The 14993-nt window shown below is 50.2% G+C and carries 12 protein-coding genes; 7 read left to right on the top strand and 5 right to left on the bottom strand.

Features of this window, described 5'->3' with window-relative positions; genetic code table 11:
- The first annotated feature begins 3 nt into the window (after window positions 1-3).
- From H591_RS0111420 to H591_RS0111405, 4 genes are all read left to right on the top strand, one after another.
- Entirely contained in the window at window positions 4-1380 is a 1377-nt protein-coding gene (locus H591_RS0111420; protein WP_022967096.1) for a sigma-54-dependent transcriptional regulator, read from the top strand.
- Between the two features lie 36 nt (window positions 1381-1416).
- Window positions 1417-1854: a hypothetical protein gene (locus H591_RS0111415; RefSeq protein WP_022967095.1), complete on the top strand. Its 438-nt coding sequence runs from the start codon at window positions 1417-1419 to the stop codon at window positions 1852-1854.
- A 35-nt stretch (window positions 1855-1889) separates the two neighbouring features.
- On the top strand, window positions 1890-2300 hold the full coding sequence (locus H591_RS0111410) for an META domain-containing protein (protein ID WP_022967094.1): 411 nt from the start codon (window positions 1890-1892) through the stop codon (window positions 2298-2300).
- Between the two features lie 138 nt (window positions 2301-2438).
- Window positions 2439-3728: a M18 family aminopeptidase gene (locus H591_RS0111405; RefSeq protein ID WP_022967093.1), complete on the top strand. Its 1290-nt coding sequence runs from the start codon at window positions 2439-2441 to the stop codon at window positions 3726-3728.
- 52 nt (window positions 3729-3780) lie between these two features.
- Here the strand turns inward: H591_RS0111405 and H591_RS0111400 are convergent, their stop codons facing one another.
- The 5 genes from H591_RS0111400 to glyA all read right to left on the bottom strand — a co-directional run bounded on the left by H591_RS0111400 (window position 3781) and on the right by glyA (window position 10382).
- The gene (locus tag H591_RS0111400; protein ID WP_022967092.1) at window positions 3781-4878 is read right to left on the bottom strand and encodes a DUF1513 domain-containing protein; all 1098 of its coding nucleotides are present in this window, start codon (window positions 4876-4878) and stop codon (window positions 3781-3783) included.
- A gap of 2 nt (window positions 4879-4880) precedes the next feature.
- On the bottom strand, window positions 4881-5942 hold the full coding sequence (locus tag H591_RS0111395) for an imelysin family protein (protein ID WP_022967091.1): 1062 nt from the start codon (window positions 5940-5942) through the stop codon (window positions 4881-4883).
- Between the two features lie 9 nt (window positions 5943-5951).
- Complete coding sequence (locus H591_RS0111390) at window positions 5952-7313, bottom strand: di-heme oxidoreductase family protein (RefSeq protein ID WP_051145843.1); 1362 nt, start codon at window positions 7311-7313, stop codon at window positions 5952-5954.
- A 174-nt stretch (window positions 7314-7487) separates the two neighbouring features.
- The gene (locus H591_RS0111385) at window positions 7488-8825 is read right to left on the bottom strand and encodes an imelysin family protein (RefSeq protein WP_022967089.1); all 1338 of its coding nucleotides are present in this window, start codon (window positions 8823-8825) and stop codon (window positions 7488-7490) included.
- 303 nt (window positions 8826-9128) lie between these two features.
- A complete protein-coding gene (gene glyA, locus H591_RS0111380; RefSeq protein WP_022967088.1) occupies window positions 9129-10382 on the bottom strand; it encodes a serine hydroxymethyltransferase in 1254 nt (417 codons plus the stop codon).
- Between the two features lie 1209 nt (window positions 10383-11591).
- Here glyA and ettA point away from each other — a divergent pair.
- The 3 genes from ettA (at window position 11592) to H591_RS15370 (ending at window position 14991) form a co-directional block, all read left to right on the top strand.
- Window positions 11592-13256: an energy-dependent translational throttle protein EttA gene (ettA, locus tag H591_RS0111375; protein WP_022967087.1), complete on the top strand. Its 1665-nt coding sequence runs from the start codon at window positions 11592-11594 to the stop codon at window positions 13254-13256.
- Between the two features lie 166 nt (window positions 13257-13422).
- Window positions 13423-13590 carry an alternative ribosome rescue factor ArfA gene (arfA, locus tag H591_RS15375; protein ID WP_022967086.1) on the top strand — a complete coding sequence of 56 codons (168 nt, stop codon included), beginning with the start codon at window positions 13423-13425 and terminating at the stop codon, window positions 13588-13590.
- A 105-nt stretch (window positions 13591-13695) separates the two neighbouring features.
- Window positions 13696-14991, top strand: coding sequence for a lytic murein transglycosylase (locus H591_RS15370; protein ID WP_022967085.1), 1296 nt, complete (start codon window positions 13696-13698; stop codon window positions 14989-14991).
- Window positions 14992-14993 lie beyond the last annotated feature (2 nt).

Below are 14993 nucleotides of genomic sequence, written 5' to 3'. Positions count from 1 at the left end.
GTTATGACAATACCAACGGCCCTGATCATTGATGACGAGCCCGACATTCGCGAACTGCTGGAGATTACCCTTGGCCGTATGAACCTGCAGACGCGCAGCGCCTGCAATGTCAAAGAAGCTTATCAGTGGTTAGCCCGCGAGCCCTTTGCTTTATGTTTAACGGATATGCGCCTGCCCGATGGTACCGGCTTAGACATCATTGAGTTTGTGCAGAAAAATTACAGCCAAATGCCAATCGCGATGATTACCGCTTATGGTTGCGTCGAAACAGCCACGCATGCGCTCAAAGCCGGTGCTTTTGATTTCATTACCAAGCCGGTTGATTTAGTGCGCCTACGTGAACTGGTCAATAGCGCTTTACGCCTACGCGAACCCAATGTTCCTGCGCAAATCACTGAAGGGCCGCTACTAGGTCAGTCTCGGCCGATGCAAAAGTTACGTGAAAAAATTGATAAGCTCGCGCGCAGCCAAGCTCCGGTGTATATCAGCGGTGAATCAGGTAGCGGGAAAGAGTTGGTGGCACGGCAAATTCATCTGCAAAGCGCGCGTGCCAAACAACCTTTCATTCCAGTTAACTGCGGTGCAATTCCAGCAGAACTCATGGAAAGTGAGTTTTTCGGTCATAAAAAAGGCAGCTTTACTGGTGCTAGCGAAGACAAGCCTGGATTATTCCAAGCCGCCCATGGTGGTACTTTATTTTTAGATGAAGTGGCTGATTTACCTTTATCCATGCAGGTTAAGTTACTGCGTGCGCTACAAGAAAAAGCCATTCGTCCGGTTGGCAGTCAACAAGAACAGGTGGTTGATGTGCGCATTTTAAGCGCCACACATAAAAACCTCGCTAATGAAGTCGCCGCTGAGCGTTTCCGCCAAGACTTGTATTATCGCCTCAATGTGATTGAGCTGGCAGTGCCACCGCTGCGCGAACGTCCTGAAGATATTGGTTTGCTCAGTGAGTCGATTCTGCAACGCTTAAGCGCTGGCGGCCCACCGGTTCATTTGCACGCTGAGGCGCTAAACAAGCTGCAAGGCTATCGTTTCTCTGGCAATGTCCGTGAACTGGAAAACATGCTTGAGCGTGCTTACACCCTCGCCGAAGGCGAGTTTATTCACGCCGATGACCTACAGTTTCAGCAGGCTGTCCTGCATAAAACCAGCGACAACAGCGTTGCCAACGCAGCGCCCGAGCCTGCCGCAATGCCAGCAGCGCAGCCACGTGAGCGTGTCGACAACCTCGAAGACCACCTTGAAGACATTGAGCGTAAACTAATCACCCAAGCCCTTGAAGAAACGCGCTGGAACCGCACAGCTGCCGCTGAGCGTCTTGGTTTAAGCTTTCGCTCATTGCGCTACCGCTTGAAAAAACTCGGTATTGATTAAAACGCCGCGTCTTTTATCAAATATTTGGAGATCGGCATGGCCGAACATGATTTTCGCTACACCTTACTCAACCCTCAGCACACGTTAACCGAGTGTCGCGCATTAGCTCCGGGACAATACCAAGTCACCGGTCAAGGCGGCTCAATTCAAGCGGGTGACACCTTGCAAGTCAGTCTCAAAGGCAGCAAGTCGCTGAGTATGCGCTTACAGGTCAGCAAGGTTCGTCACCTGATCAACCCTCCTGGGCAATGGACGGCGGTGACCACAGGACCTGTATTTAAGGAACTGGCCATCCATACTTGGCAGGTCAACTGTGATGGTTGCGGCAGCCTGCTCGACTTGGAGTTCGCCGTGGACGCCAGCCTCGGCAAAGCAGCGCTTCAACCCGCTGCGGAACAGCGTCTACAAGAAGTCGGTTGGGAAAATCGTCACGGTCGTCATTTGTGCCGCGCCTGCCAGCAGACCGAGGCTTAATCTCATCGCTGGTTTAAACTAGGAGTCAGTTGATCATGAAAAAACTTGTATTTATCGGCAGCGCAATCGCAATATTAACTGCTTGCAGCAGCGTGCCCAGCACACAATTACAGCCCTTAGAAAGCTACCAAGTCGAATGGATTGGTGAGCGCCCGCTGATTGATCGCAGCATGCTGACGCTGACCCTTGGCGATAATAACCAAGCGTCTGGATTAGCCGGCTGCAATAACTGGATGGCAAAGTACCAACTGAGTGGCAATGGATTGAGACTGGATAACATTGCCACAACGCGCAAGCTCTGCGCACCCGCACTGATGGAACAAGAGCAACGCTTTTTAGCTGCCTTGGCCACGGTGCAACGTTGGGAGTTTGCCGAGCACCAACAGTTATTATTATGGCCAGAGCAAGGTGCAGCGATTAAGTTGTGGTCCATCGAGCAACCTTGAAAACCTGATCACGCCAACTAAAATTGAGCACTGATCAACACAAGCAGCCTAACGCTAACAGTCACGGACCAGCCAGAGGTCGCGGCGCTCAGCCAAGAATGCTAAGCTTTTGCGATTGATTTGATAGTCGGAGTTACCATGCACAACACGCCCAGTCAGGGTTTATTGGATTTTCTAAAGCGCTCGCCAAGCCCTTTCCATGCCACGCAAAGCATGGCTGAGGCGTTACAAGCCGCAGGCTATCAAGCCTTAGATGAGCGTGAAACATGGCAACTGCAGCCACAGGGACGTTACTACGTTACCCGCAACGACTCTTCAATCATTGCAATTAAGCTCGGTCAGCACGACCCGGTGCAGCATGGCATACGTATGGTCGGCGCACACACCGACAGCCCTTGCCTAAAAGTTAAGCCACAGCCTGAGTTATCGCGCCATGGTTATTGGCAGTTAGGGGTTGAAGTCTATGGCGGCGTATTACTTAGCCCTTGGTTTGATCGCGACTTATCTTTGGCTGGCCGCGTCACCTTCAAGCACAACGAGCAACTGCAAAGCCGCTTAATCGATTTCAAACACGCGATTGCCAGCATTCCAAGCTTAGCGATTCACCTCAATCGTGAAGCCAATAGCGGCTGGGCGATTAACGCGCAAACTGAATTGCCACCGGTTTTGGCGCAATTGCAAGGTGAGACGAAGAAAGACTTCAGAGCCCTATTGGCGGATCAACTGCAACGTGAGCACGCCATCAGCGATGCCTGCGTACTGGATTACGAGTTGTGTTTTTATGATAGCCAACCCGCCGCATTCATTGGTCTCAACCAAGACTTTATTGCCAGTGCGCGCTTAGACAACTTACTGTCTTGTTACAGCGGCTTACAAGCACTGTTACACAGCGATGATCAGCACAGCCAAGTTTTGGTCTGTACTGACCACGAAGAGGTCGGTTCTAACTCTGCTTGTGGCGCTGACGGCCCATTCCTCGAACAAGTGCTACGCCGCGTGCTCAACTCAGAAGAAGATTTTGTGCGCTGCATTCAGCACTCGCTGCTGATTTCCGCGGATAACGCGCACGGTATTCATCCAAACTACGCCGACAAGCACGATGCTAATCACGGCCCGTTGCTGAACCACGGCCCGGTGATTAAAGTGAATGCCAACCAGCGCTACGCCACCACTAGCGAAACCTCCAGCTTCTTTAAGCTGTTGTGTCAGCAAGCCGATATCCCTGTGCAAAGTTTTGTCACCCGCAGCGATCTAGGTTGCGGCTCGACCATTGGCCCGATTACCGCCAGTCAACTGGGCGTACAGACCATCGATATTGGCGTACCCACTTTTGCCATGCACTCGATTCGCGAGTTAGCAGGTAGCAAGGACTTAGGCTATTTGGTCAGTGCTTTACAGGCGTTTTATAACAGCCCACAACTGCCCTAACCGACTGCAACATTGCTTATTTGCCGAGCTCTTTTGCTCGGCAAATAAACCGTTACACCATCAAAGCGTGATTATCCCAAAGCCCTGCCGGCATATTCAACGCCTGCATACGGATGCTATCGCTACGGCAATCATAGGCACGGCAACGCCCGACTCCGGTGGTCACCACAAAACCTTCTGCACTGGCGACAACACCTGCGCAATCCGGAAAAGGCGCATCGAGGCGTAACTCGGCACTGTCTAAATCCCAGATAAACATCCGCCCGCCACGTGGCGCAGTCATCGCCACTAGACGCAGCTCATTATGAATGGCCACACTGGCGGCGTACTGCTGCATTTTACTGCGCTGGGCTTCAGCTACGGGAAATACCTGAAAAGCTTGCTGCGGACGCTTGATGGCAAGCAAATCAATGCGCTCAGTTAATGAACCTTGATATTGCTGCACGGCAATCACAGTACCGTCATCGGCCACAGCCAAATGACGAATGCTGTTCATCGAATCGGCCAGTAACTCTTTACTTAAGAGCTCACCTTGAGTATTCATCAGCACTAAACTGGGCTCCATCGCGTCGAGATTAAGCTCTTCACGACTGCCCGACTCGGTACGAATTCCGCCATTGGCGACAACTAAAGTTTTGCCATCGGGCAGCCACAGCAATTGATGTGGCCCCACACCATGACTGGATAAATCATCCACTCGTTGTAAGCGTTGCGCAGTATCCAGCTGCCAGACGCCAATCACACCGCGCCCTGGCTCGTCGGTATCATTTTCTGTGCTGTACAGGCGCTCGCCACGCGCATCAAACACCGCATGACCTTGAAAGTGACGATTGAGTGGGGTTACAAAGGTTTGTACTAAGCGCCCTGTTTGCAAATCAATTAAATAACTTTCAGTCGATGGCCTGCGCCCAGTAAACACCGCTAAGGGTAACGACGGATGCACACAAATATCATGGCAACGCTCAGTGACCTGCGTAGCAAACAGCTGCTCACCGGCTAAGGTATAACCCACCGCAAAATGCTCGCCTTGAGCATTGTCTCGGGCTGACAGCAACACCGGCTGACGACCTTGTGGCCACCAACGCCAGCCCAACACAGCGCTGCCAGCCACAGCGACCAAACTGGCCGCTAAAAATGTACGACGCTGCATACTTAGTCACCATCATGGGCATTAAAGCCCAGTTGCACACCCAGTGCGCGCGCCACATCTTTTTCATGCAGGCGGTGCAGGCGATCAAAGCTGTCATATAAGGTAAACAAGGCTTGGCGCTGCTGCTCATCTTGCAGCAATAGCGTTAACGGCTGTTTGAAAGCAGCCAACTCTTGCTGAGCTTGCAAATAAGCGGCATCAATTTGCTTAACCAGATCCGCATGCTCAGTCGCTAACAGTGCGCGAATGGAATGCTGCTCTGCGCCCTGCCAAATCGCTAAGGCACTCTCGACTTCAGCAGACAAATTGCTGAGTGAAGCCTGACTGCGCCATGACTGCGCTTGATACGGCTGAGCAATATCTTTAATGCTACGTCCCAGCGGTGTGCCAAGCTTTTTCTTCAGACCATCGAGACTGATGACTTGTGCCTGCACAATCGCTGTCAGTGCTTCCAGTGGCTCAGCGTAGCGTTCATTCGGGAATCTGGTTAACTGCGCCAGCATGCCTTGTTCGCCCTGCCACTGTGTGAGCACATCATTTGCCAGTTTTTGCTGATGCGCAGCGATGTTTTCTAGCAGTGGGCAGTAGCGTTGCTTTTGTGCGGCATCAGCAAGATCAAGCTCTGGATCAAACAGCACATACTCATACGCACTGAGGCCTTGTACGACCACGCTGGCACGCTCGAGGCTGGCTAGACTTGGCTCAGGATTGGCTTTAAGAAACTGCTGCACTTGACGCGCCACTAAGTTTTTCTTATCTGGCCAAAACTGCACTTGCCAGGCCCGATTACCTTCATTCAATGGTCCAATCAATAACGGCTGTAACGCCGCCCAACTGTGCTGAGCCTGCAAGAAATCTTCGCGCGTTTGCGTAAGGTCTTGCTCACCCTGACAGAACGCTTGTGCACTACTCAGCAAATTCTGATTACTGGCTTGCCAGTCTTGGTGTGCTTGGTAAATCACTTGCTCTGCTAAAGCAGCACTGGTTTGTTGATAGGGATCACCGCTGTTGCTGCAGGCCAACAAGCTGACACTGGCAATGGCATAGACTATTTTTTTAAACATCGTTGGCACCTAAAGAGAATTAAGAAAAGCTAACAAAGCTTCGCGCTCAGGCTGCGAGAACTTTAACACCTGCTGTTTGGCTGCTTCTGCTTCGCCAGAATGCCAGAGCACAGCCTCCATTAGATTGCGCGCGCGGCCATCATGCAGAAATCGCGTATGACCACTGACTGCCTCAGTTAAACCAATGCCCCACAAAGGTGGCGTACGCCAATCACGACCGCTGGCCAAAAACTCAGGACGCTGATCAGCTAAACCCTCACCCATATCATGCAGCAGTAAATCTGTATAAGGGAAAATCACTTGCTCGGCTAACTCAGGTTCAGCCGCATCTTTACGCGTGACAAAGCGTGGCGTGTGACAGCTGTGACAATTGGCTTGCTGGAACAACTGCTTACCCTTTAATACCTCAGGACTATCAGGGTTACGTCGTGCTGGCACGGCTAAGTTACGTGAATAAAACAACACCTGTGCTTCAATTTTTTCATTGACCTCAGGCGCACCACCGTCAGGTGCGGCGAGACAATCGGTTTGTTGCTCAGTGCAGGCACTGCCGCTGAGCAACGGTGTCGATAAGCCCATATCATTGAAGAACGCATCAGCATTTTGCTGACGCATGCTCGGCTGTCCCGCTTTCCAACCAAAACGGCCCAGCGCCAAGGCTTGCGCCTCATGTGACCAGACCTGATTGGCGCGACCACGAATACCATCGCCATTTAGATCATCAGGGTCTTGATTGGCTAGAATATCGTCTTCAGCAATGGCTTCGAGTAAACCCAAACCTATCATCGGCGGTGCCACCCGCGCCGACATCAGAACATCAGGGTGCATAGGTCCATAACCTAGATCGCTAATTTGCACCTGCGGTTGTTGTAACTCAACCACGCTGCCATCGGCAAACGTCACGGGTAGCGGCGTATAGCTGACACGCACGCGGCCTTCCGGTGCAACACCGGGAATCGCCATATCTTGCAGTTGTCCGCCATAGTTAGGCTCAGGCACAATGCCTTTTTTAGCGTACAGGGCAGCAGCTGCAGGGGTACTAGGAATCGATAAACGCACCAGCATCGACACCGCATTCACAGCATCAGCCCCTGGTGGGTGGCCACGGCCATCTTTGATATGGCAGTTTTGGCAGGCATTGGTATTGAACAACGGTCCTAAACCATCACGTGACGTGGTAGTTGCTGGAGCGATCACCCAAGGGCTGCGAAAGAAGCTATTGCCCACACTAAAATCCAAACGGCGTGTTGGCGCTAAATTAGCCGAAGGTAAAGAAAATGCATTGGCATCAAATTTATTAACTGTCGTCGCGCCACCAGAGAAACGCTCTTGTGGATCAAAGCCGCTCAAATCTGTCGCTGTTTGTGCCATGGCTAAACTGCTTATGCTGAGCAAACCTAGCGCTAAAAAAACATTCATGCCCACAACCTAAAACCTATAAAAATAAGAACGCCGACAAATGTCGGCATTCGGGGTTAACTGCACTAATACCACTAATACAACAGGTTATTTACCTGCTAGTAACACGTAGTAAGCATGCGCACTTTAAAAGGCGTGATCAGCCGTATCTGGATTTAACTCAGTGATACCTAAAGCCAAAGCCGCTTGCTCAATGGCTGTGGTTTGCTCAACTAGCGCAGCTATCGAATCACGCACAATTTGCTGCCCATCTGTATTTTCCGGATCAATCATCTGATCAAATGCCATGCCATTTTCAGCTGCATCGACCATCACCTGCAAGCTTTTTTCAGTAGCGTCTAACTTAGCTTGTAACAACTGGTCTGCGTTGGCATCCGCTGTTTGCACCAACTGGGCAATGCTCGGCCCTGTCAGCACAGTACCATCCACTTTCTTATATTCACCCAAATACACATTACGCACGCCTTTGGCGTTGTAGAAATGCGAATTGTGGGTGTTATCACTGAAGCAGTCATGCTCATCTTCAGTGGAGCTTGCTTCTAGCGCAACTTTCATGCGCTCACCAGCCAGCTCTCCTAAACTCAAACTGCCCATGCCAAAGAATGCTTTGCGTAAGCCTTTTTCAGCGCTGTCCGCCAGCAATTCAGTGCGGTAGTTGTCAGGATTACCGGTTGCCCACTGCGCCGTCATCTCAGCGAGATCATCCACCAGTAAATCAGTGACAACTTTTAAATACTGGCCGCGGCGTTCGCAGTTGCCGCCAGTGCAGTTTTCATCGGTTAAATAATCGGTATAAGAACGCTCACCGGCACCGGGCTGGGTGCCATTTAAATCCTGCCCCCAGAGCAAAAACTCAATGGCATGGTAACCCGTCGCAACGTTGGCTTCAGAACCACCCAGCTCATTTAAACCGGCTAATAACTCAGCCGTTAACTCACTGACATCAACTTTCTCTTCACCCACCTGAATGCTCTGGCTGGCAATAATATTGGCGGTTGCACCGTCATTGCCTAACGCATATTGGTAATCGCCATCAACATAATCAATCAAGCCTTCATCCAGCGGCCAAGCGTTGACCTGCCCTTCCCACTCATCCACCAAAGCATTACCAAAGCGGAACACTTCAGATTGCATATACGGCACACGCGCAGCTAACCACGCCTCTTTGGCCGCTTGCTGGGTTTGTGCACTCGGCGCGGCAACAAAAACATTGACCGCAACCTGTAAAGCTTGCGCGGTGCTGTGCGCATCACTAAAAGTAGCATGCGCGATATCAGCGTAGTGACTGATCACTTGCTCGCGGGTAATGGCTTGCGTATCTGCAGTTTTAGTTGTTGTTAAGGTTGCCGCAGCAGGCGCTGGTGTCACTGCAGTCGCAGATGTGGTCGGCTCGCTATCGCCACAGGCCGCTAAATTAATTGCCAAAGCCAATACGCTCAGATGAGCAAATGAAAAAACACGCATTAGAATATCCTTGAAGGGTTAAAGCAAAATTGATGATGATCAAAACCAGAGAACAATAATGCGAAAGATTAGCATTCAATGCAAAGGTTTTCTAACAAATAGGCTTATTTAACTTTGATAGCAGTCCATCCAGTGATTCGACAGCTAACGTCATACAGCTCGCCATCACGCCTACAACTCAAGCAACGCAGCAGACCAATATGCCTTGGTGCTTAAACCAGCAAGCCTAGCTGTCGGTGTTCAATGCTTTTTTGCAGGCATAAAAAAACCCAGCTGAAGCTGGGTTTTTTATCAAACGTTAACTTATTTACCGTATACAGGGTGCTTAGCGCACACTGCGAGCACTTTGGCGCGTACCGCATCGATGACAGAAGCATCACCCATGTTGTCGAGGATGTCGCAAATCCAGCCGGCCAACTCGCTGCACTCTGCTTCTTTAAAGCCGCGCGTCGTTACTGCAGGTGTACCAATACGTAAACCTGAGGTCACGAAAGGTGAGCGCGGATCATTCGGTACTGCGTTTTTGTTAACAGTGATAAAAGCTTCGCCCAATGCAGCATCGGCATCTTTACCAGTGATTTCTTGCTTGATCAGTGAAACCAAGAACAGGTGGTTAAACGTACCGCCTGATACCACATCAAAGCCACGATCCATAAAGACCTGAGCCATGACCTGCGCGTTCTTGATCACTTGCTTTTGATACTCTTTAAACTCAGGCTGCAATGCTTCTTTAAAGCAGATCGCTTTACCAGCAATCACGTGCTCCAGCGGGCCACCTTGGGTGCCTGGGAACACTGCAGAGTTAAGTTTCTTCTCAATCGCTTCGTTAGCACGTGCAAGGATCAAACCGCCACGTGGTCCGCGTAAAGTTTTGTGCGTGGTGGTGGTTACTACGTCAGCATAAGGCACTGGGTTGGGGTACACACCTGCAGCAACCAAACCAGCTACGTGAGCCATATCAACGAATAGGTAAGCACCTACTTTGTCAGCGATTTCACGGAAACGTGGGAAATCTAGAACCTGTGAGTAGGCAGAGAAACCAGCCACGATCATTTTTGGTTTGTGCTCTACAGCCAAACGCTCAACTTCGTCGTAGTCAATCAGGCCTGCATCGTTAATACCGTACTGAATGGCATTATAGAGTTTGCCTGAAGAGCTCACGCTAGCACCGTGGGTCAAGTGACCACCGTGCGCCAAGCTCATACCTAAGATGGTATCGCCACCTTCAAGTAAGGCGAGGTAAACAGCAGCATTGGCTTGTGAGCCGGCATGCGGCTGCACGTTAGCGTAGTCGGCGCCAAACAACTCTTTAGCACGATCAATGGCCAACTGCTCAATAATATCGACGTACTCACAACCACCGTAGTAGCGCTTTCCTGGGTAACCTTCGGCGTATTTATTGGTCAGCACAGAACCTTGTGCCTCCATAACCGCAGGGCTGGTGTAGTTTTCTGATGCAATCAGCTCAATATGCTCTTCTTGGCGCTGGGCTTCTTTCTCCATCGCATCAAAAAGTTCGGCGTCAAATCGGGCAACAGTCAAATCACGGCTGAACATAGCGGTCCTCATGGAATCAACAAGGCTAATAGAAATATAAGTTAGGGATTCTACATTATCTAAACGGCCTTGGCACATGAAAGGCGATCACTCTGACAATAAGTCTTACTCACGTAGATTTTATTACAAAAATAACGACCCAAAACTATTGAGCAATCTAGACACAGCGAGAAGCAGAAGCATTGAACAGAGACTCGTGTACGACACCACGCGTGAGTATCGTTCTTCCCTCAACGGGTCTTCCTAACCCGATTCGTGCGCTACGCCATCCTTGGCTACGCTGGCCACGACACTCACGCGCGGTGTCTCAATCATTGGCGTTGTTTGCAAGTCAGTCGAATGTCATGAGCTGAGCTAAAATCTATGTCATCAATTCGCTACTGTTACTATTTTTAATACTTTTACCACTGCCTTGATGATTGATACGTAAAGAATGCAAGCACTGAATATGATCAACGAGTGCTTCGGGGTTGGTGTGACGAGCGAGCCAGGGATGGCGAGCGTCGGAGTTGAACTCAGGATGGGTTCATCGACGGATGAACACCGATCCCGAAGTACGGTATGCCCCAATTATCCCTGTTAATAAAGCCAAGTATATTGATCGATTTGTGCGTGCCGTACCTTGTTCGTATCGCTGCTCCCTCAACGGGTCATCCTGACCCGATTCGGGCGCTCCGCCATCCCTGGCTACGCTAGTCGCGACACAAACAAGGTACTCATTAAATATCGGTGTTGCCTGTGAGTTTTGCGCATGACGCTTTTAAAACCATTGCTCTGCAATAAATGTAAATCTGCACAGCTGACTGCTACTGCAATAGTGAAAACCACGCAACTGGTCAACGAGTGCTTCGGGGTTGGTGTGACGAGCGAGCCAGGGATGGCGAGCGCCGTCGTTGAGCCCAGGATGGGCTCAACGACGGATGAACACCTACCCCGAAGTACGGTATGAACCTGACTCATCAACACCACTAGCACTACAAAACAAACAACAAATATGTACATGACACAACCCGCGGGATTCTTTGCGGGCGAGCCGCCTGCGCTCCCAGCCAGCAGTTCACATAAGAGTTAAGCACCGGCAAAGAAGACAAACATCTGCAACTACTGCTTAATTCTCTGTAAAACGCTACAATCTTGGCACTTTAAAGGTCGCTGTTTTAACAATAGACACCAGACCCACCACTTACCCATTAACTATTTAGGTTGCTCATGTCTCAATATGTTTTCACCATGCACCGTCTCGGCAAAGTTGTGCCACCTAAGCGCGAGATTCTCAAAGATATTTCTTTATCATTTTTCCCAGGCGCAAAAATTGGTGTGCTTGGTCTAAACGGCTCAGGTAAATCGACATTACTGCGCATCATGGCTGGCGTTGACACCGAATTTAACGGTGAAGCGCGCCCTATGCCTGGCCTCAATATCGGCTACTTACCGCAAGAGCCGCAGCTTGATCCCAGCAAAACTGTGCGTGAAATTGTTGAAGAAGCCCTTGGCGAAGTCAAAGCCGCACAAGCACGTTTAGATGAAGTATATGCCGCTTACGCAGAACCTGATGCTGACTTTGATGCACTGGCCAGCGAGCAAGCTAAGCTAGAAGCCATCATCCAAGCCAGCGATGGCCATAACATTGAACGCCAACTGGAAGTTGCTGCGGATGCTCTACGCCTACCGGCTTGGGATGCAAAAATTGAGCATTTATCCGGTGGTGAAAAACGCCGTGTCGCTCTGTGCCGTCTATTATTGTCAGCACCCGACATGCTATTGCTCGATGAGCCAACCAACCACTTGGATGCTGACTCCGTCGCCTGGCTCGAACGTTTCCTACATGACTTCACCGGCACAGTGGTAGCCATCACCCACGACCGTTACTTCCTCGATAACGTCGCCGGCTGGATTTTGGAACTCGACCGTGGCCAAGGTATTCCTTTTGAAGGCAACTACTCGCAGTGGCTGGAAGCAAAATCTGCACGCTTAAGTCAAGAAGCCAAGCAAGAGTCATCGCACAACAAAGCTATGAAGGCGGAACTTGAGTGGGTGCGCAAAGGTGCAAAAGCACGTCAGTCAAAGTCCAAAGCTCGCCTCGCCCGCTTTGAAGAAATGCAATCGCAAGAATTCCAGAAGCGCAGCGAAACCAACGAAATTTACATTCCTGCAGGTGAGCGCTTAGGCGACCAAGTCATTGAAGTCAAAAATGTCAGCAAAGCCTACGGTGAGCGTGTACTGATCGACGATCTATCCTTCGTTGTGCCAAAAGGCGCACTGGTTGGCGTGATCGGTGGTAACGGTGCCGGTAAGTCCACCCTATTTCGCATGATTATGGGTGTCGAGCAACCTGACTCTGGCGAAATCATTATTGGCGAAACAGTCAAACTCGCCAGTGTTGACCAGCAACGAGACAGCCTCGACGGTTCAAAAACTGTTTGGGAGCAGATTTCTGACGGTTACGACATGATTAAAGTCGGCAACTATGAAGTGCCATCGCGCGGTTATGTCGGTCGTTTTAACTTTAAAGGTTCAGACCAGCAAAAGTTTGTTAAAGACCTCTCTGGTGGTGAGCGCGGTCGTTTGCACTTGGCCTTAACCCTTAAGCAAGGGGCTAACGTCTTACTGCTCGATGAACCCTCCAACGACCTTGACGTAGAAACCTTGCGTGCCCTAGAAGAAGCCCTCTTGGACTTCCCAGGCTCAGCTATTGTGATCTCGCACGACCGCTGGTTCCTTGACCGTATCGCCACGCACATCTTGTCCTATGAAGATGACTCTAGCGTTGTGTTCTTCGAAGGCAACTACACTGAATACGAAGCAGACCGTAAAAAGCGTTTAGGCGATGCTGCAGCCCAACCTAAGCGTGTGCGTTACAAGCGTTTAGCTTAAGTCAGCGAATATTTTTATCAGCAGCTGCACTTTTTCTGGTGCAGTCTGTCTGATAAAAAGCGAAGAAGAAAACCACTGGACATCCATACAATAGAGTAGAATACTAATAGCGCTTTTAAAACACCGTAAAAAGCCACTACGAGCCCATGCTCGCAAGGAGTCTGTAATGAGCCAGCGTTCTGAAAAACGCACCAATAAAGCCAAATCAATTATTGCGCAACCGCTGTTTAGAAGCCGCGAAGAGCAGCCTAAAAAAGGCAAAGGCAGCTACCGCCGTAACAACAAAGCCTCTTGGTCTAATAGCCCAGAGGCTTTTTTATGTCTAGCGGCTTGATATGAGCCATTGGCATGCACAACTGCTCCGCTCTATGCTTTTTACTGACTATGTATTGTCGTTCAACATGTTAAAGTTGAGCCCAACTGAATATTGAGAACACCTATGTTAGAGCGCTTATCATCTTTTTTAATGTTGATCTTGTTTGGCTTGTTTGCCAGCCAAGTGTCAGCCAGTACTGTCGCGCCATTGGTCACCCCAAGCGTCACCCTTTCGTCTACGCCAAATAATTCGTTTTTAGCTCCTCAACAAAGCTTTACTGACTGGCGCGCTGGTTTACGCATGGAAGCCCTAAGCCAAGGCATCACGCCACTGTTGTTTGAACAAGCCTTTGCTGGCTTAACGCCAGATCCACAAGTGATTGCCGCTGACCAAAGCCAACCAGAATTCAGCCGCCCGGTATGGGAATACCTTGACAGCGCCGTATCTTCTTGGCGCGTTGCCAGGGGTAAAGCCTTACTGGCCGAACATGCTAAAACACTAAAAGCTATCGAAGCACAATACCAAGTCGAACCCAGCATATTAGTCGCCGTCTGGGGCATGGAAAGCAGTTTCGGCCAACAAATCGGTAGTAAAAGCGTCATTCGCTCATTAGCAACATTGGCCTATGAAGGCCGTCGCAACGCTTTTTGGCGTGAGCAATTACTTGCTGCTTTACATATTCTGCAAGAAGGCGATACCAGCATAAATGGCATGATTGGTTCTTGGGCAGGTGCTATGGGGCAAACGCAATTTATGCCCACCACCTACCGCCAGTATGCCGTTGATTTTGATGGTGATGGCCGCCGTGACATCTGGAAATCTAGCGCTGATGCGCTCGCCTCTGCGGCGAATTATTTAAACTTATCCGGCTGGCAACACGGACAGCCGTGGGGCTTTGAAGTGCAGTTACCCGCACAAAATTTTGACTATCAGCTTGCGGATGGCGCACAACGCAAAACACTGAAAGAGTGGCGCGCTTTAGGTGTTTCCTTGCGCAACGATGAAAAAGCATCTCGGCACTTAGATCAACAATCGGCAACCCTGTTTTTACCCAGCGGTCACCAAGGTCCAGCCTATCTATTTATGGATAATTTTCGCAGCATTTTGAAGTACAACAACTCAACCTCTTACGCATTAGCAATCGGTTTACTTTCAAACACCTTAGAAGGTGATTACCGCACACCTGCTGCGTGGCCAAAACACGACCGTATGCTAAGTCGTCAAGAACGCGTTGAACTACAAACTTTGCTTAATCAGCTCGGCTTTAGTAGCGGTAACGCTGACGGTATTATCGGCGTTAACTCACGCCAAGCCGTGCGCAGCTTCCAACAAATGCAAGGCTTACCCGCCGATGGCTATCCAAATGAAGCACTACTAGAAAGCGTGCGCAAAGTAGCGCGCAAAACTCCAGCCCAGTGATG

It is taken from the genome of Denitrificimonas caeni DSM 24390 (assembly GCF_000421765.1).
Taxonomy (GTDB): domain Bacteria; phylum Pseudomonadota; class Gammaproteobacteria; order Pseudomonadales; family Pseudomonadaceae; genus Denitrificimonas; species Denitrificimonas caeni.
This window is presented reverse-complemented; position numbering and strand designations above follow the sequence as displayed.